This window comes from Vibrio sp. 2433-A1, from assembly GCF_056726085.1.
Window position 1 is genome coordinate 45,403 of sequence record NZ_JBRESC010000022.1, and the last position, 19,526, is coordinate 64,928.

Below are 19,526 nucleotides of genomic sequence, written 5' to 3' on the forward strand. Positions count from 1 at the left end.
GCGGTTTTAGCCGCCCTTTTTAATAAAAATGGATTTGAGGTTATAGTTGTATGAAACCTACTAATATGGCGTCTAGCGCGGATAACGGACCGGCTAAGAACGCTAACCTTATATACAATCCCACCTTTCGAGCAGTTGTATTCCAGATCATCGCGATTGCAGCGCTTGTTTTCTTCTTTTACACCATTGTCAATAATGCACTTACCAACTTAGAAGCTCGCGGCATCGCTACGGGTTTTGATTTCCTCGATCAAGAAGCCGGCTTTGGGATTGGCCTAACGCTGATTGAATACGATGAAACTTACTCTTATGGCCGAACTTTCATCATCGGTCTACTAAACACCGCTTTAGTATCCTTTTTCGGTATTATTCTCGCCACTGTGATTGGTTTTATCATGGGTATCGCACGTTTATCATCTAACTGGTTAGTTAGTCGATTAGCAGCGGTTTACATCGAGATATTCCGTAACGTTCCGTTACTACTGCAAATTTTCTTTTGGTACTTTGCAGTACTACAAGCTCTGCCATCAGCGAGACAAAGTCTAAGCTTAGGTGAGGCGATCTTCCTCAATGTACGTGGATTGTACTTCCCTGCTCCGATTTTTGAAGAAGGCTCATCGTTCGTAGTCGCTGCGTTTATCGCGGGTGTCATCGCATCGATTGTCATTGGCATTTGGGCTAAGAACAAACAGAAGTTGACGGGGCAACAAACTCCTATGGGGCGTATTGTCCTCGGGCTTTGCATCGTGCTTCCTACCATTGTTTACTTTTTGATGGGTTCTCCTATTTCAGCGGAGCTGCCTGAATTGAAAGGGTTCAACTTCCGTGGCGGTATCAGCATCATTCCTGAGCTCGCGGCACTGTTACTCGCATTAAGTATCTACACGGCCTCTTTCATCGCAGAAATTGTTCGTTCTGGTATCAATGCGGTTAACCATGGTCAAACAGAAGCAGCAATGTCCCTTGGCTTACCGCGTTCACGTACCTTAAAGCTTGTTGTTATTCCTCAGGCATTAAGGATCATCATCCCACCACTAACGAGTCAGTACTTAAACTTAACCAAGAACTCATCTCTTGCGATGGCAATTGGCTATCCTGACTTAGTTTCGGTTTTCGCAGGGACAACACTCAACCAAACAGGTCAAGCGATCGAAATCATCGCCATGACAATGGGTGTCTACCTGACTCTCAGCTTGCTAACATCAGCACTGATGAACATTTATAACCGTAAAGTAGCGCTAGTGGAGAGATAGCATGAGTATTCATCAATTTCAGCCTGACCTTCCGCCACCAGCTAATACCGTTGGCGTTGTAGGTTGGCTGCGTAAAAATCTATTTAACGGGCCAGTTAACTCTGTCGTTACTGTTATTCTTGGCTATCTCGCATTCATGCTGCTTTGGAACATCTTTGACTGGGCATTCTTGAACGCAGATTGGGTTGGGACAACGCGTGATGCATGTAGCCGAGACGGAGCATGTTGGGTGTTTATCAGCGTGCGCTGGGAACAGTTCATGTATGGTTTCTATCCACAAGAAGAACTATGGCGCCCTCGCCTATTTTACGTCACTTTGGCAATTTTCACGGTTCTACTTGCTTATGAAAAAACGCCGAAGCGCATGTGGATTTGGCTATTTTTCGTCAACATCTACCCGTTCATTATCGCCGCTTTGCTTTACGGTGGTGTGTTTGGCTTGGAGGTTGTAGAAACCCATAAATGGGGTGGCTTACTTGTTACTCTTATCATCGCTCTAGTCGGTATCGTAGTCTCACTTCCAATTGGTGTGGCTCTTGCGCTAGGTCGACGTTCCGAAATGCCAATTATTCGTAGTATTTGTACCGTATACATCGAAGTATGGCGTGGCGTTCCACTGATCACCGTTCTATTCATGGCATCGGTAATGCTCCCGCTTTTCCTAGCTGAAGGTTCTGAAACAGACAAACTTATCCGTGCCCTAATTGGTGTAGTGATGTTCAGTGCAGCCTATATGGCAGAGGTAGTTCGTGGTGGTCTACAGGCAATCCCTAAAGGTCAATATGAAGCTGCTGATGCGCTAGGTCTAACTTACTGGAAGAAGATGGGATTGATCATTTTGCCGCAAGCACTAAAGATCACCATTCCTTCAATAGTGAACACCTTCATTGGTCTATTTAAAGATACCAGTCTTGTACTTATCATCGGTATGTTTGATGTACTCGGTATCGGTCAGGCAGCAAACACCGACCCAGAGTGGTTAGGCTTTGCAACTGAAAGTTATGTATTTGTCGCGTTAGTGTTCTGGGTATTTTGTTTCGGCATGTCGAGATATTCGATTTGGCTTGAAAACAAACTTCACACCGGTCACAAACGATAATTAGCTCAAGGACGTATTATGACGCAACAACAAGATTACATGATCCAGCTAAAGGATATGAACAAGTGGTACGGTGAATTTCACGTACTAAAGAACATCAACCTTGACGTTAAGAAAGGCGAAAAGATTGTTATTTGTGGCCCTTCAGGCTCAGGTAAGTCAACGATGATCCGTTGTATTAACCGTCTTGAAGAACACCAGAAAGGTCACATCTTCGTTTCTGGTAATGAACTGACTGAAGATTTGAAAAACATTGAAGCAGTTAGACGTGAAGTTGGTATGTGTTTCCAGCACTTCAATCTATTCCCTCACCTAACGGTATTAGAGAACTGTACTCTAGCGCCTATTTGGGTGAAGAAGATGCCAAAAGAAGAAGCTGAAGCGATTGCAATGAAATACCTAGAGCGCGTTAAGATCCCAGATCAAGCAGACAAGTACCCAGGTCAGCTATCAGGTGGTCAGCAACAGCGTGTAGCTATCGCCCGCTCTCTATGTATGAGCCCGCAAGTTATGCTGTTTGACGAACCAACATCAGCTCTCGACCCAGAGATGGTACGTGAGGTACTTGATGTAATGGTCGAACTTGCTGAAGAAGGTATGACGATGCTTTGTGTAACTCACGAGATGGGTTTTGCTAAAGAGGTCGCAGACCGGGTTATCTTTATGGATGCTGGTGAGATTATCGAAGAGAACAACCCTGTTGATTTCTTTGAAAACCCTCAGTCAGACCGTACTCAAAACTTCTTGGCGCAAATTCTGCACCATTAATTGTCGATAAACGATGTAACAAAGGGTGGCTTCAGCCACCCTTTTTCGTTGTTATAACTTGTTCAAACCACCATATTTAGCGCCGCAAATGGTTCTAAATCTTTTGTTATGTGGATGCGCTACAGGTACAATCGCGACGCTTTCAACACGGACAAACTGCGATGCTATTTAACAACGATATCGACGAAATGATTAACTATTTAGAACGTTTCTGCAAAGAACCGCATGTAAAGGCACTCGATAACGTTTCAGACGACCAAGTTAATCTACTTCTCGACTTTTTAACGCTCGCCCACCAACTAAACTGTGATATTTACGCGACAAGAAATCTAAAAAGCTCTCACTTTATCGGTGTAGGCGCGTTCGCGTTAACCCAAGACAGAGCGCCGCAAGGAAACCTATTTCTAAAGATGGAATGCGATCGTCTTTACCTAGCATTCGAATTAGATGATTGTAACGAAGATAACTTGTTAACCCCTATTCGCGTCATTGATGCCCTCGTCTACCTAACGGAATACACTGGCCACGCGCTGTTACCAGAAAACTATTGTTGATATTTGATTCAATCAGTTTAACCGCGAACTTAGCGCTCTCCACTACCTGTCATTTGATTAATCTAATGTTCCATATTTAACAGGTGCGTAACCTCAACAAACTTATTAATGTTAGTAGTACATCTAACTCACCGAAGCGTGAACCTATGAAAGTACTCATTAAATACACCAAAGCAGGAAAATATAAGGACCAAGCCTGGGAAGCGTTAGTAAGCAGAGAAAAAGGTGACGTTCAAACCGTTACGCCATCTTACGCTGCACAACTCATCGAACAAGGTAAGGCTAGCCTTATAACCACAGAAGATGGACAGCTAATTACCCATCCTTAAGCTAACTTTATGAGCTCTGAAACATGAGCTCATTCTTTGCCCACAAACAGCAAAGTGCCAAGCCTTAACATGCGTAACAACACGCTTTTAAAGAGCACTATCCTTTTGTTAAATACAAACTCTTCTTGGTTTACACCCTTATACCTGAGACAATCGGACTGCAACTTACACTAGGCAAAATATTATGAAACTTTTAGTCCGCAATCTAGCTCGTACTACAACCGAACACGAAGTTCGCGTTCTCTTCTCAGCTCACGGCACTGTTACCCAATGTAATTTAGTTCTAGATCAAGAAACAGGTCAATCTAAGGGCTTCGCTTTCCTTGAAATGCCTGATGAAACTGAAGCAAAAACTGCTTTGAATAGCTTAAACTTGACTAACGTAGCAAAGAGCAAGATTCGAGTTAAACTCGCTCAAAACTAAACGCTCAAATAGGGAGCTAACTAACCTATGCTCCCTCTCACCTCACCATCATTAATTCCTAGCGAACATAGACTATAAGCGCGAACAATTAGGGCTCTTTAAAGCACTTGATTGGTTACCTAGAAAGACAGACCGAGTTCCTCGCAACCTTTAGTGTCACCGAATGTAAGCTTTACTATTTCCAAATAGTGCCCAACTTACCATCACGTTGCCAATATCAAACTGCATTTTGAATATTTTCTGAACTCACAATTGATTCCTATTTGTCATCCAAGCACCTCAAATCAAGCCTTATTCAAAGGTTCAATAACTTGAGGAGTGGAGTGTTGCTCACCCCGTAATATAAGGTTACATATTTCAAAATACATAAGTTTCTATTTCTATTATTATTTTATCGACTACAACGTTAATTGGGGCTTGATTTTTTGGTCATTCAACCTCATAAATGTAGATATAAACATAAAACCTTACGAGGAAGATCATGAACAGTCCTATGTTTACTCGTTCTACAAGTGCTTCTAGTACACTTGAGATCAACAAAACACTTAAGAACACTTACTTCTTACTATCGATGACGCTAGTAACAAGTGCAGTAGCGGCAATGGCAACAATGGCGATTGGTATTTCACCAATGATGGCACTTGTTATGCAAATTGCAGCTATCGGTATTCTTTTCTTTGCACTACCAAAAAGCATTAACTCATCAATGGGTATTGTATGGACTTTCGTGTTCACAACTCTAATGGGTGGCGCTTTAGGTCCAATGCTAACTTACTACGCATCAATCGCTAACGGACCTTCTATCATTGCTCAAGCTCTTGGTTTGACAGGTATGGTGTTCTTAGGTCTATCGGCTTACACAATCAGCAGCAAGAAAGATTTCTCTTTTATGCGTAATTTCCTGATTGCTGGCCTTATCATTGTTATCGTTGCAGCTATCATCAACATCTTTGTTGGTTCTACAATCGGTCAACTAGCAATCAGCAGCATGTCTGCACTTGTATTCTCTGGCTTTATTCTGTTCGACACAAGCCGCATTGTACGTGGTGAAGAAACAAACTACGTAAGCGCAACTATTTCTATGTACCTAAACATCCTTAACCTGTTCACTAGCTTGTTAAGCATTCTAGGTATTATGAACAACGACTAATCGTTGATTAGATTGATACCCAAAAGCCCGGCAGATAACCCTGTCGGGCTTTTTCGTACTTGCGATATTGTTTAATCACGGTATGCTGCGCTACCCTATTGAATATCTATGTTATTAGGATCGTAAGATGTTTGAGTACAACGGTAAACAAATCGAAACTGACGCACAGGGCTATCTATTGGATCATACCCAATGGGAAGAAGGAATGATTGGCCTCCTAGCTGAGCAAGAAGGTATTGAATTGACTGACGCGCACTTAGAAGTCGTCCATTTTGTTCGCGATTTCTATGTGGAATTTAATACATCGCCAGCAGTCAGAATGTTGGTAAAAGCGATGGAAAAGGCACATGGGCCAGAAAAAGGCAACAGTAAGTACCTGTTCAAGCTATTCAAACAAGGTCCTGCAAAGCAAGCGACCAAGCTCGCTGGCCTGCCAAAACCGGCTAAATGCCTATAGTGCCAAAGACGATTCTGTAGTTTCCCACTACAGAATCTTAAACCCTTTAAACGGTTTGAATGCAATTACCTCTCTTACAACACTCTCCACACTTGATGTCTTAGGGCCGTGCTCAAGCCACAGTGCCATTGCCTCTATTTGTTCCGGCAAACCACACACCACAACCTCAACATCGCCATTGTATAAGTTTTTAGCATAACCTGTAACGCCTAGCCTTTGGCCTTCATAAGATGTCGAATATCTAAAGCCAACGCCTTGAACAATCCCCGATACCGTGAACTTCTCACAACTTTCATGCATTCGATGTACCTCTATTCATTGCTCAGTGATATATTTAGATGGTTTTAATTGTCACCCATAAAGGACATATGGGTTTTCTCACTGGATATAATAATTATGAAAGAAATACCATTTCGTTGGATTGACAAATATCTCATTCATCTCAAAATTCAAGAAAAGTTCTACCTTCTTTTCCTACTCCCTTTGATTGCATTAGTCGTTCTTACACTCGTTTTGGATAACACTGCGGCTCAAATGCTCAACCATCTCTATCAAGATGAGTTGGTTCTGATGCGTGACCTAATTGAAGCAGGTAACCTTTCACAGAGCCAAGTTGCTTCAATCATCAACAACTCAGAAACAATTACCTTCGGTTCAGGCCAAGGCTCTATTGCCATCAATGGCGGTGAGTTCAGTATCGTTGCAACGCATAACCAAAACCTTTGGTCTTCAATGTCAGTAACGCATATCACGATTGTACTTGTTACACTGTCGCTTATTGCGTTAGGTGTTTACTACATTATGACTTTCATTGGCGGTGCAATGTTTACAATGAACAAAGCATTGAGCACGCTAGCGAGCGGCGATTTAACTAGCCGTATGAATTTCTTTAAAGTACGAGACGAGTTTAGCGAAATAGCGATCACAATAGACCAAGTGGCCGAGCGTGAGCAAAACCTTGTTATTTCTATTCAAGAGTCAATCGCATTAATGCAGCAAATCAGCTCTGATCTGAATCAATCGAACATTCAAAGTGCTGATGTATCAGGAACGCAGCAAGAACACTTGAACTCCCTAGCAAGTGCAACAGAGCAGATGGCTTCAACTATTCGCGAAGTTGCTAACCTTGCCCATGACTCAAGTACGCAGACAGAAGATGCACGCAGCGTTGCAACACAAGGTCAGCAGAAAGTGGGTCATACACTTAACTCGATATCACAGCTGTCTAATGAGATACGCTCTGCTTCAGAAGCGGTTGCGGAACTAGACGCAAACGCCGCTCAAATTGATGAAGTTGTTGCGACTATCAACGGTATTTCTGAGCAAACTAACCTACTCGCACTTAACGCAGCGATTGAGGCGGCACGTGCCGGTGAACAAGGCCGAGGCTTTGCCGTTGTTGCTGATGAAGTCCGCGCCTTAGCTGGCCGCACGCAGCAAGCGACCGTCGAGATCCAGACAATGATTGAAGCCCTTCAGCGTAACAGCCAGTCTCTTACTCAACTGATGGAGACAACGGTAACTAATGCCTCTGAAGGACAACAACTGATGTCTGAGGTTGATGTTGAAATTGGTTCACTCGCAGAGAAAAACCGATCTATCTCAGATAGCAGTATCCAAATTGCTACAGCCGCTGAAGAGCAAGGTGTTGTTGCTGACAATATTGCTGCTAGCGTCGAAGAGATCAGAACACAGTCAGACAGTGTTTGTTCAATGATCAACGCAACAAACTCGAATATTGAACAACTCAGAACCCAAAGTGACCAAATGGAAGCTCTGCTTACCGGTCTAAAAGCTTAACAATCTGAGCCGCCACTAGGCGGCTCTTTTATTTGCAATTCCTATACACATCCTTGAAAATACCCCTCCTTTAAAAACAACCTATTGAGTATCCCAATGACTCCAGCTATCTATCTAGTCAAAGGCCGAGACAAGTCCCTTCGCCGTAAACACCCTTGGGTGTTTTCTCGTGGCATTCACCGAGTAGAAGGTGAACCAAAACTAGGCGAAACTGTGGATGTTTTCTCACACGATGGAAAGTGGCTGGCAAAAGCGGCTTATTCACCTAACTCGCAGATCCGTGCTCGTGTATGGAGCTTCGAAAAGAAAGAGATCAATAAAGAGTTCTTCGTTAAACGCATTCAAGATGCTCAATTGCTTCGCGAAGACATCATTGAACGTGACGGCTTAACTGGTTACCGTTTGATTGCTGCAGAATCAGATGGTCTACCGGGTATCACCATTGATAAATTCCAAGATTACTTGGTTTGTCAGTTACTCAGCGCTGGTGCAGAGTTCCATAAACAAACCTTAGTTGACGCCCTTTTAGAAGTTTTCCCTGAATGTAACGTTTACGAACGTTCAGATGTCGCAGTACGTAAGAAAGAAGGCTTAGAACAAACGACTGGCGTTTTACATGGCGAAGAACCACCTAAGTCTGTAGTCATTGAAGAGAACGGCGTAAAGATCAGTGTTGATATCATTGGCGGCCACAAAACCGGCTTCTACCTTGACCAACGTGATAGTCGTCTCCAGTCAATGAAGTACGTCAAAGGCAAAGAGGTGCTTAACTGCTTCTCTTACACTGGTGGCTTTGGCCTTTACGCTTTAAAAGGTGGTGCTAAGCGTGTCATCAACGCTGATGTATCCCAACCTGCGTTAGATACCGCCAAATACAACGCTGAGCTAAATGAGTTTGATATTTCGAAGAAGCGAGCTGTATTCCTTAATGCTGACGTATTCAAACTGCTTCGTGAATACCGTGACCAAGGTACTAAATTTGATGTTGTGGTTATGGACCCACCAAAGTTTGTTTCAAGCAAGAACAACCTAACGTCAGGTGCAAATGGCTATAAAGACATTAACATGCTAGCTATGCAAATCTTAAAGCCTGGCGGCACACTACTGACCTACTCTTGCTCTGGCCTAATGAGTACAGACTTGTTCCAAAAAGTCATTGCAGACGCAGCGGTAGATTCTGGCCGCCAAGTGAAGTTTGTAGAGCGCTTTGAACAAGCAGCTGACCACCCTACTGACAGCGCTTATCCAGAAGGTTTCTACCTGAAAGGGTTTGCTTGTAAGGTATTGTAGAAATAAAAAGTGAGCACCTGAAGCCCACTTTTGAATTGAATTAGATAAAAAAGCCGAGGCATATTTGCCTCGGCTTTCTTTTATGAGTCTTTAAGGATTAAGATATCTTGTAGCTGACTAGTCAGTTGATCAACGCTCCAATTCTCGAGTTCAATTGTTACCGATTCAGAGCCTTTGGTAACAACAATCTCAGCATGCTTATCTGCCGCATCCGATTCTGTGACAGTAATATGCTCATTGATTAACTCACCAATAGTCTTTTCAGACTCATCTAAGAACAACTGAGATAAGTCAATCTTATCGCCTTCATTTGCATCAAAGTCCTTGATAACATCAGTGCTGCCATCTAAATCACCGTCTAGCCACATGAATAGGTCAGCACCATCATCCCCAACAAGGATATCATTACCTTCGCCACCGATGATGGTGTCATTACCAGAGCCACCACGTACCGCATCATTGCCAGTGCCACCGTCTAGAATGTCATGACCTGTACCACCGAAGATAAGGTCCGAACCACCCTCACCGTAGATGTGGTCATTGCCACCACCACCGTGTGCGATATCTAACCACGCATTTGAACTCCCACTTACCGTTAGCGCGCCATCTTCTGTGGTATTCGTCAGTTGATCAATTGTTTTGGTAACAAAGTTATTGATAGCATCATTCTGAGCTGTCTCGTTCAGGTCCTGCGTTGGAGAATGACTTTCACCAAGATAAATTGTATCTGAACCAGCGCCCATGTAGACGTCATCACCTGCAATACCAGTATCGATGACTGCACCAACCGATTCATCGTAATCGATTAAAGTATGCTGAGTTCCTTCATACAACGTTGCTGAAGACGACGCCCAACTATAATCGTTGTATCCCTCTCGGAACGCCACATGATCGACACCTGCACCGTTATCTTGCAATACAGTCGACGCTTGAACGTCAACCTTACCTTGAGTAAGGCTCTGTTGACCGTCAGAATCAACCGCCCAATAGGTGAATTCATCATCGACATCAACGTTTCCTGTCACCTTCATAGATACATCTGAGATTACGAAGCCGTTAGATTGTCCATTACTAGTTGTCGTATATGCTAATCTGATTTCATCAAACGACACATTGGACTCTATTTCTCTTACGTATCCTTTACCATCAGAAAAATCAATTTCAAAAGGTGTGACACTTAACTTCTGCCCATTATCAAATAGATACGCAACAACTTTCGCTGTACCGTTAGCTAAATGACCTTGAATACTACCAAACTCGATAGTTGCAGAAGAGATATTCCCTTTATCTGTTGCTATTGAGATGAACTCCCCTTTACCTGTCTCTTGCCCTGGTGCGCTACCTTGTCCAGACGGTGTGTTTACATAGACGCCTTCAGTCTTGTGGGCAAGACTAGCAGCATCCTGCCCACTAAACGCTTCGGAACGTTGATCAAAAAGGCCACCGCCGATAGTAATTCCGTTTAAGTTGAATTGGTTAACACCATCAGCGCCAACCAATTCAGCATTGGTTAAGCCCTTTGAAACTTCAACGTTTGTATCTACGACGTAGTAAACCTTAGTGTCATCGTTAAACAATAGAGGGTTATCACCAGTGATCATATCCTCTGTAACTTTAACGTACTTATTAGTTGTACTATCCAAGTAATATAAATCACCATGATCAGGTAACTCAGCCAGCTTAACTTGAGTAAACTTATTATCATCCTGATTATCTTCAACATCTTCAGCATGACGTTCAAAGTTAACCTCTACAACACTATGGTCAGAAGAGAGAGAAAAATCAGCTGCTGTAGGTAGAGCATTTGTACCGCCAGTATTTCCTCCGTCTGTAATAACAGGAATATCAAACGATAAGCTATTACTACTATTGTCACCATCACTATCAGTTAAGGTATAACCGAATTCTAGGTTAACCACTTGGCTACTCTGTGCACCAAAGAACTTATAACCACCGTCATCAAGGTCAATTACAAGTGAATGCTTAGAGTCAATAAACACGGTAAGAGTGTTCGATTTGTCATCAAATAAATGAGAAATTGAGTCGTTATTATCAGCTACGCTTAATGACTTACCATTGAAGTCATAAGTAACACCATCGATAGTTAGCTGAGAAACATCAGCACCATCGGCACCTTCTTGCGCAACAAGTAAATTACCTTCAACAGGCTTAATAACTGATTGAAGCATAATCGGCGGTAGTTGAGTAATATCAGATACAACTGTAGATTTAGTATCTCCTTGAACACCGAGGGCTGCATCTTTTACAGAACCATCGAACGCGACTTGATCCAGGTGCTCTGTAGCCACATCTTTGCCCATCCCGTATGCGATAGCAGTAATTTTATTCTCTGTTAAGTGGTCGACCCAATCTGTAAGCTCTCCTGGTTCAATAGTATTAGGGTTACCGCCATCATCACTTGTTGGATTACCATCAGATAAGAAGTAACTAACGTTAGTTGCATTTTCTAACTTACCATCATTGTCCGATGCTGCTCCCCACGAGTCAGCCGCCATCTTAATCGCGTCATCGTAATCCGTTGTACTATCCGTATCCAGATTACTAATGATATCTATAGCTTCATCAACAGACATCCATTTAGAGTTACTACTATTTGTTTCAAGCTGTGCATCACTGCTAAATAAAACAATTTGAACTTTTGTTTCACCCACTGCTTCATATTGACGTAACATCTGAATAGCCGCTTCTTGCATAATCTCAAGACGGGTAAGTTCTCCTTCGTCTAAATCAGAATAACCATCATAAGCACTCCAAGACATCGAATCTGAGACATCAAGAATCAACTGTACGTTAGCACCTTCTTTTGTTTCAGCGCCAACATCATGGTGCACGCGTGCTGCTTCTGGTGCATCATCTTCAATAGTGACTGAGATAGCACCTTGACCTGTAAGCTCACCATCAGAACCTATTACCGGGATGGTGAAGCTTTCGGTGTCCTCTCCAGTGGTGTCGCTGTGCTTAATTGGTGCTAACAGGTCTATATCATATCCACCTTGATTATTGATGGTGGCGGAGATGACAAGTTCCGAGCCTGCATAACCTTCTAAGGTTTGATTATCATCAGAGAGAGTCCAGGTAATTTGTGTATCACCTGAGTACAATGTTTCTGTTGGCTTTTCAAATTCTACAGATACATCGTCGCCATTCTGAGCTGACACCGAAATAGAACCAGAGATAGACGTTGAATTAGTCGTATCATCTTGCGAACCTTTACCCGCGTCATCTTCTAAGCCACCGTTCAGCCCTTCTTCTGACAAATGAACATCAGCGTTACCTACCAGTGGAGTGTACTTAACCGGATGTACGATTAATTCGAACGACCCTTGTGTAACTTCTTTGGTATCTCCTTCAATTTCATCAGAGATAGCTTTAACTTTGACTGTATAAGTATCTGGCTCATCAACCTTAATCTGGATTTCATCCAAAATAGTTTCGACTTTTCCGCCTTCTGATAACCAAGATGATATGTTTACTCGACCGTTAGAGTTAACTACAAGCTCACTGTCACCCAGTTTGACAACTGTTCCTTCTGGAAGACCATCTAGAACCAATTTCAAAGTTTCTGAGCCATCAGTATCAACAAGCTGCGTAGTGATCTTAGATACATTAATAAAGGTGTCTTCCATACCTTCATTAATATCAAACGCTGGGTAATAACCGCCTTCTTCTGAAGCATGCTCAACGACTGATCCAATGTTAGCCTTACCATCAAGTGATGACACATCTGGAACAATATCGAAGTTATCCGTATTAAGTTCGACAGCAGCGTTACCGTCAACTTTCACACTGATTGAAGCATTACCTGGGCCAGCCTCGTTATCGTGGAATGCAGTAACGGTGTACCAGCCAGAAACTGACGGCACAAATGAATCTGATTCGTAAATACCTTGACCATTAGCAGGAACATCACCCCAGATTTGAGATACTAATGTTTGACCGCCAATCTCAAGTCTGAATGAATCATCTACATCACCTGTAAATACATAAGACTTGCCTGCCTCAAGGAAAACCAGACCTGTTAACTTACTGGTAATGTTAGTAATGCTCGGTGAATGCTGCGTTCCAAAATCAGGGCTTTGAACAGTAGCGCTTGAATCCGGCGTTCCAGTAGACTCTACTCTTTCCTCAACAGTATCAGGGTTAACTCCATTGCCGGAGTTTCCTTGGAAAGAAAGGTTCTGCCATTGCTCAAGCTTGAATCCTTCATTCAAATCGGCTGTCGGAGTCTCGACTGTCAACTGTGCAGGATCAGTATCAGGAGTAACATCGATGGACATAGTCACGCTCGAAGTCGTATTAACTCCATCAGTGCCATGATATGCAAATTCCGCATAATCAGGTTGGAGGTTGCCCGTTGTCGAACTGTCATCGTTGGCAGAGGTACTTGATTCATTTGACTCCGGTACAAATTTCAAGTGCTGAGAGTCAATTTGTTGCTTAGTCACCTCATAACCAGAACCAATCGCTTGCGCGTCAAGTTTCACCCAGTCTTTTGCACCATCATCATAAATATACAGGTCGCCATGTGTAGCCTCGCTGGTGATGACAATTGACAGTTCTGAAGAGTCCGAATCAGATGTATTAAACTGCAACCAATTAAACAGAACGGCTGTATCTTCGAGTGTTGTTACATGAGCATTTTTCGAAACTGGAGACTCATCGTTATCAATGATGGTCGCTGTACCTTGCTTGCCACCCACAGTGATGGTGAAGTCTTCGTTTAGCTCATCAATGGTGTCATCATTAGTCGGCACTTTAACTTCAAATGAAGTTACACCTTCTGGTACCACAAGCTGACCGTTAACCAACTTCACACCTTTAGTGAACTCTACCTGATCATTGAAGTCTTTATTATCACCAAGTTCAGCTACGCCTGAGTTCAATGACCAATCGAATCGAGTTTCTTGGCTACTTGCGTTAGTTAGGTTCACCGTGAAGACAGCAACATCGCCTTCGATCACTTGCTCATCATTTGGATTAACCGCGTTGCTCACGGTGTCGATAGTTGGAGCTTCATCGTTATCGATAATGCTGCCCACTGCGTATTCACCATCAACGGTAACAGTGTAGGTTTCAACTAGTTCATGGACATCATCATCAATTGTAGGAATCAAGATTGCAAAATCCTTGACGCCAACAGGAACAATCAGTTTGCCGCTTTGCTCGTCATAGGTAACGCCATTTGTGAAGCGAAGTTTGCTAAGGTCGAGATCTTTCTCATTACCAGAATCTTGTGCATCGTCGTTATCTTTACCAAACGTTACATTTAGGTGAGTTTCAACAAGAGCACTAGAATCGAGGGTTACCTTGAAACCAAGGTCATCTCCTTCAACTACTGAATCTGCTAGCAAATCTACAGACGCAACACTCGATGGAGATGGTAGAGGGTTAACGATAACATTAACTTCGGCACTCGCCACTTGACCATTATCATCAGTAATCTGATATTTAAACGTTGTTTCACCGACAAAATCATCGCCAGTTAGGTCAAAGTATACGATGCCATCTTTGATGTACGCATTACCTTCCGTTTCACCGTATACATAGGTGATACGTAGGTTATCACCATCTGAATCGATATCATTATTAAGCAGCTCAGAGCCGATTATGCCAGCAAGCTTCGATGCAGGAATCTCAAGAATACCACCTTGATTGACTGCGTATGCGCCCTCACTAGAAGCTTTAAACCCAGCTAGGAAATAATCAGATGCATCGTTATCATGCGTTGGTCGATTAGAGTACTCTGTCGCTTCAAATACCACGGTATCAAACGCGATTGGAGTACCATCTGGGCCAAGTGGTCTAATTTCGTAAGTACCTTTATTGTTACCCTGTTCAGCGACAAACGTATCACCTGCAACCGCTACACCATTTAGATACGCTACCCAGCGACCTTGTTCATGGTTGTCAGTGAAATCTCCGTCATTACCTTCGTTCTTGAACAGGTTAGATACCGAGAAGGTAAACTGAGTTGCTGGCTTATCTAAGTTGATCTCAAACTTCTCAGAAGTTTGCTCATCACGATCATATTCAATCTGAGCACCGTATCCACCAACTGTACCGGCAACTCCGATCTTATTCCCTTCATTTGCCAAGACTTTATCTTGACCATCAAAACTCGCACTCAGCTCAGCACCTTCTGCTGACCATGGCGAACTATTGTCTTCGCTGAACTCACCAAGCTTAACTTCGAAGCCTTGAGGGTCATTGTTTGCCTCAAGGTCGCCAGTTTTATCAATGGTAACAGTCTTAACGTCACTTTCATTACCATCGCTATCTACCGCTTTATAATCAAACGAATCAGACGCTTTAGCTTCTAGAGAAGTTAACTCCCAGTTGCCAGGCCCTTTCGTGCTTGCTTCAACCGAAACAATCTCTGCACCTTCTGGAGCAACAATCGTGACAGTTTGGTTATTGTGGGTGTCATCATAAAGGAAGGTTTTTTCTTCGGTTACACCATTACCATAGTCAAAGGTTACTGTGAGCTCAGCTCGTGAGCTAACTCCTTCATCAGCATTAGGGGCAAACCAATCCCCTAGACCACTTAAGCCAATCGTGACTGAGTCTGCAGGACGAGAGGAAAAATCAATCTTGATCGCTTCGTCTTGATGAATACCACTACTATTCGATGCGATACCGAAGCCCATATGACCATGCTGGCTGTTATTTTGTACTAGCGGCTTAGCATCTACGTTATTTCGGCCTTCCGAGGTAATGGTGACAACATCACCATTCTCAAATCTTAGCTCGCGAGTATACGCATCCACTTCATCTCCCCAGTTATGGAACTCTGTAGCACTATGCGGGCCTTTGTCTAATGTGGATGGGTCATCAACACCTAAGAAGAAGCCTGTAGATTCCTGATCATCTTCGTAAACGATATTGTTAGGGTTAGCATACTTCTGTCCAGCGACCACTTCAGTCTTCTTGTCGCCATCAATGTAGTAAAGAGTGCCTGAATCAGGGAGTTCTGTAACAATAACGCCTACACTTATGTTTGCATTGTCATCTTCATTATCAGAAATATGGTCTGTGCCATCACCTTCGATACTACCCGTTCCAGTATCAAAAATGACTTGCGAAGTGCCCTCAACATCGAGAGAAATGGAGAAATCTTCAGCTTTAGGTGGACTGTCATGACTATCATCAATCGTGACATCTTTATTGGCCTTAGACGTATCTAGTTTCTCAAATACATCAGTACCGCCTTGAGTAACAGATACAACACTTATGTTAAACTCTTGGCCGACTTCGTATTCTTTATCTTGTACAGTTTGAATATCGAAAGTCGCTGTATCCGTGTTTGCACCGACGTTTACAGTTATAACTTCGACAATGTCTTCATTACTCGCATTAGTGTAAGTGTACTTGAGAGTAATCACACTATCTTCAGGAACTTGTTCACTTAGCGTAATAGTAAATGTGCCCGTCTTCTCTCCCTCAACAACTGTATCCGGACCAGTAAGCTCAACTGTAACGGCATCTTTGTCATTAGTGTCTGTCTCATCGACAATTTTAGCTGTATCAGAATCGTGTTTGTCAGCTTCAACAAATTCACTAGATGAGCTAGCTTTTAGAGTTACAGTCTCTTGACCTTCAAGTAAGCTATCATCAAGAACCTTAATAAAGACTTCAACGCTGTCTGAACCCTTAGCTATGATAAGCTCTGCAAGCTCTTGCTCAGAAAGCGCTTTATAACCTTGTCCATCTTTTACGTAGATCTGATCTTCGTAATCCACACCTTTTGTCGCAGTATCATTTTCGTGACCTAGAGTCAGGTCTAGAGCTACGTTCTCTGAAACCAATTCATCTAAATTGATTTCAAATGATAGAAAAGCATCTTCTGCTTCTGTAACCGGTTGACCTGCTGTAACAGTTAACTCAGCAACAGGTAAAACATCGACATTGACTACAACAGTATCTGTACCACCGTTACCATCAGAAACGGTCACAACAAATGAGTCACCGCCATCAAACTCGTTATTAGGCATGTATTTCCACTCGCCTGTCTCAGCGTTGATCTCTACACTACCGTTTGTAGGTTGACTAACTGTATACGTCAGCTTATCGCCATCAACGTCCTTGGCTGTAACAGTGCCTGTTATCGCTTCGTCTTCTTTCGTAACAACATCAATTGTTTCATTGTCACCAAGAGGTGTTCCGTCTTTTTCAAAGACGGGCGCATCGTTAACTGGAGTTACATTGACAGTAACTACTGCGGTGTCAAATCCACCTTGACCATCACTTACTGTGTATTCAAAAGTAGCTTCGCCATTAAAATTATCTGCAGGTTTAAAGATGACATTGCCGTTTACTAGCGTGACTGTACCATTCGTGTCAGGTGTTGCACTTACACTAAATATGGTTAAGTTATCACCATCTAAATCGAAATCATTGCCTAAAAGTTCATTCGCATGGATAGTTAACGTAACGTCCTCTTCAGTCGTCAAGTTAGGCGCTTCAATTCCGGTGACGACTACATTATCAATAAATGCACCTAGGCTATCTGATTTACCATCGCCAGCAAATGCAATTAGAGTTGCGTCGTTTTGGACTTCAAATTCAGCGCTGATTTGGTACCAGCCTTTACTATCAGGTCCATTCATCACAATGGATGTACCGTTCGGAGCCGTATAAGTCCCATCTGCGTGTAATGTCACCACAACACCACCGACAGTAAACGTCATGTCAGATGATGCGTTACCGTCTTGACGAGGGTTGTAGTCAAATTCGATTTTTATTGAATCCTGACCAGTAGTATCAATCGCAGTAGTGATTGCTGTATTTCTGTGAGCATCCAGTTCAGCGTAAAATTCACCATGAGAGGCATCAACTATTAGGCCGTCTCGCTCAATCTCTAACCCATCTGTGAAGTCCCATACACCATTTGGATCTTTGTTCACTACAGTCCATTTAGCTGGCGATGCCATATTTTCAAATGACTCTGACAACAAGACAGTTTCTTTCACTTGTTTATAAGAATCGTCTTTGGCAACAGGGCCATCGTTCGTTCCTTCAACAACGATATTTACAGTCGCTTTACCCGTGCCATCTAACGATTCAACATCAAAGGACAGTGGAACTTCTTCACCTTCCGGCAGGCTTTGGACTGCTGGCTTGGTGTTATCAATCGTAAAGCTCCACGTGCCGTCTGCATTCACTTTGAACGTGCCGTAGTCGTTTTCGATCGTCTGAGGCTTCAACTCTGATTCACCCGCATCCGCATCGCTTACGGTCAGTTTGCCTTTCGCTACCGTAGTCGCTGCATCTTCTTTTACACGACCCGAATCTACGTCGTCTTGGCCTTCGCCAACCGTCGCTTTATCATTAGTGCCTTTAATAACAACCTTGATCGTACCTGTGCCTGTTCCATCGACTGAAACCGCATCAAACGTCAGGACGTGTTTATCGCCTTTACCTAGCGACTGCACTGCATCGTTATCATTATCGAGTTCAAAGGACCAGCTGCCATCCGCCTCTAGCTTGAATGTGCCGTATTCATTGGTCACTTCCTGTGGAGTAACAAACGCTTCGCCCGCGTCTTTGTCTGAGATATCAAGCTGACCTTCAACAAACTGTTTGCTATCCACGTCTTCTTTTAAGACAACGCGCTCATCGCTGACGGTCGCTTTGTCGTTAGTGCCTTTAATAACAACCTTGATCGTACCTGTGCCTGTTCCATCGACTGAAACCGCATCAAACGTCAAGACATGTTTGTCGCCTTTACCTAGCGACTGCACTGCATCGTTGTCATTATCGAGTTCAAAAGACCAGCTGCCATCCGCTTCTAGCTTGAATGTGCCGTATTCATTGGTCACTTCTTGTGGAGTAACAAACGCTTCGCCCGCATCTTTGTCTGAGATATCAAGCTGACCTTCGACAAACTGTTTGCTATCCACGTCTTCTTTTAAGACAACGCGCTCATCGCTGACGGTCGCTTTGTCGTTAGTGCCTTTAATAACAACCTTGATCGTACCTGTGCCTGTTCCATCGACTGAAACCGCATCAAACGTCAGGACATGTTTATCGCCTTTACCTAGCGACTGCACTGCATCGTTGTCATTATCGAGTTCAAAGGACCAGCTGCCATCCGCCTCTAGCTTGAATGTGCCGTATTCATTGGTCACTTCTTGTGGAGTAACAAACGCTTCGCCCGCATCTTTGTCTGAGATATCAAGCTGACCTTCAACAAACTGTTTGCTATCCACGTCTTCTTTTAAGACAACGTGCTCATCGCTGACGGTCGCTTTGTCGTTAGTGCCTTTAATAACAACCTTGATCGTACCTGTGCCTGTTCCATCGACTGAAACCGCATCAAACGTCAGGACGTGTTTATCGCCTTTACCTAGCGACTGCACTGCATCGTTATCATTATCGAGTT

The 19,526-nt window shown here is 43.2% G+C and carries 12 protein-coding genes; 10 read left to right on the forward strand and 2 right to left on the reverse strand.

Features of this window, described 5'->3' with window-relative positions; all coding sequences use genetic code 11:
- The first annotated feature begins 50 nt into the window (after positions 1 to 50).
- The 8 genes from ACU01J_RS18145 (at position 51) to ACU01J_RS18180 (ending at position 6,034) form a co-directional block, all read left to right on the forward strand.
- On the forward strand, positions 51 to 1,253 hold the full coding sequence (locus tag ACU01J_RS18145) for an amino acid ABC transporter permease (protein ID WP_481086970.1): 1,203 nt from the start codon (positions 51 to 53) through the stop codon (positions 1,251 to 1,253).
- A 1-nt stretch (position 1,254) separates the two neighbouring features.
- Complete coding sequence (locus tag ACU01J_RS18150) at positions 1,255 to 2,352, forward strand: amino acid ABC transporter permease (protein WP_481086971.1); 1,098 nt, start codon at positions 1,255 to 1,257, stop codon at positions 2,350 to 2,352.
- A gap of 18 nt (positions 2,353 to 2,370) precedes the next feature.
- Positions 2,371 to 3,120, forward strand: a complete 750-nt coding sequence (locus tag ACU01J_RS18155; protein ID WP_053440401.1) for an amino acid ABC transporter ATP-binding protein — start codon at positions 2,371 to 2,373, stop codon at positions 3,118 to 3,120.
- Between the two features lie 161 nt (positions 3,121 to 3,281).
- Positions 3,282 to 3,674, forward strand: a complete 393-nt coding sequence (locus ACU01J_RS18160; protein ID WP_481086972.1) for a hypothetical protein — start codon at positions 3,282 to 3,284, stop codon at positions 3,672 to 3,674.
- Positions 3,675 to 3,820: 146 nt separating this feature from the next.
- Positions 3,821 to 4,003 (forward strand): hypothetical protein, encoded by a 183-nt coding sequence (locus ACU01J_RS18165; RefSeq protein ID WP_481086973.1) that lies wholly within the window; start codon positions 3,821 to 3,823, stop codon positions 4,001 to 4,003.
- A 184-nt stretch (positions 4,004 to 4,187) separates the two neighbouring features.
- Positions 4,188 to 4,427: an RNA recognition motif domain-containing protein gene (locus tag ACU01J_RS18170; protein WP_481086974.1), complete on the forward strand. Its 240-nt coding sequence runs from the start codon at positions 4,188 to 4,190 to the stop codon at positions 4,425 to 4,427.
- 481 nt (positions 4,428 to 4,908) lie between these two features.
- Positions 4,909 to 5,577: a Bax inhibitor-1 family protein gene (locus ACU01J_RS18175; protein ID WP_481086975.1), complete on the forward strand. Its 669-nt coding sequence runs from the start codon at positions 4,909 to 4,911 to the stop codon at positions 5,575 to 5,577.
- Positions 5,578 to 5,704: 127 nt separating this feature from the next.
- Entirely contained in the window at positions 5,705 to 6,034 is a 330-nt protein-coding gene (locus tag ACU01J_RS18180) for a TusE/DsrC/DsvC family sulfur relay protein (RefSeq protein ID WP_481086976.1), read from the forward strand.
- Positions 6,035 to 6,061: 27 nt separating this feature from the next.
- On the opposite strand, the gene yccX is transcribed toward ACU01J_RS18180, so the two are convergent.
- Positions 6,062 to 6,334, reverse strand: a complete 273-nt coding sequence (yccX, locus tag ACU01J_RS18185; RefSeq protein WP_481086977.1) for an acylphosphatase — start codon at positions 6,332 to 6,334, stop codon at positions 6,062 to 6,064.
- 96 nt (positions 6,335 to 6,430) lie between these two features.
- On the opposite strand from yccX, the gene ACU01J_RS18190 reads away from it, so the two are divergent.
- Together ACU01J_RS18190 and ACU01J_RS18195 are read left to right on the forward strand one after the other, a co-directional pair.
- A complete protein-coding gene (locus ACU01J_RS18190) occupies positions 6,431 to 7,834 on the forward strand; it encodes a methyl-accepting chemotaxis protein (RefSeq protein WP_481086978.1) in 1,404 nt (467 codons plus the stop codon).
- 96 nt (positions 7,835 to 7,930) lie between these two features.
- A complete protein-coding gene (locus ACU01J_RS18195; RefSeq protein ID WP_481086979.1) occupies positions 7,931 to 9,124 on the forward strand; it encodes a class I SAM-dependent methyltransferase in 1,194 nt (397 codons plus the stop codon).
- Positions 9,125 to 9,204: 80 nt separating this feature from the next.
- Here the strand turns inward: ACU01J_RS18195 and ACU01J_RS18200 are convergent.
- Positions 9,205 to 19,526, reverse strand: a 10,322-nt coding sequence (locus ACU01J_RS18200) for a VCBS domain-containing protein (RefSeq protein WP_481086980.1), incomplete at its 5' end; no start/stop codon positions are given.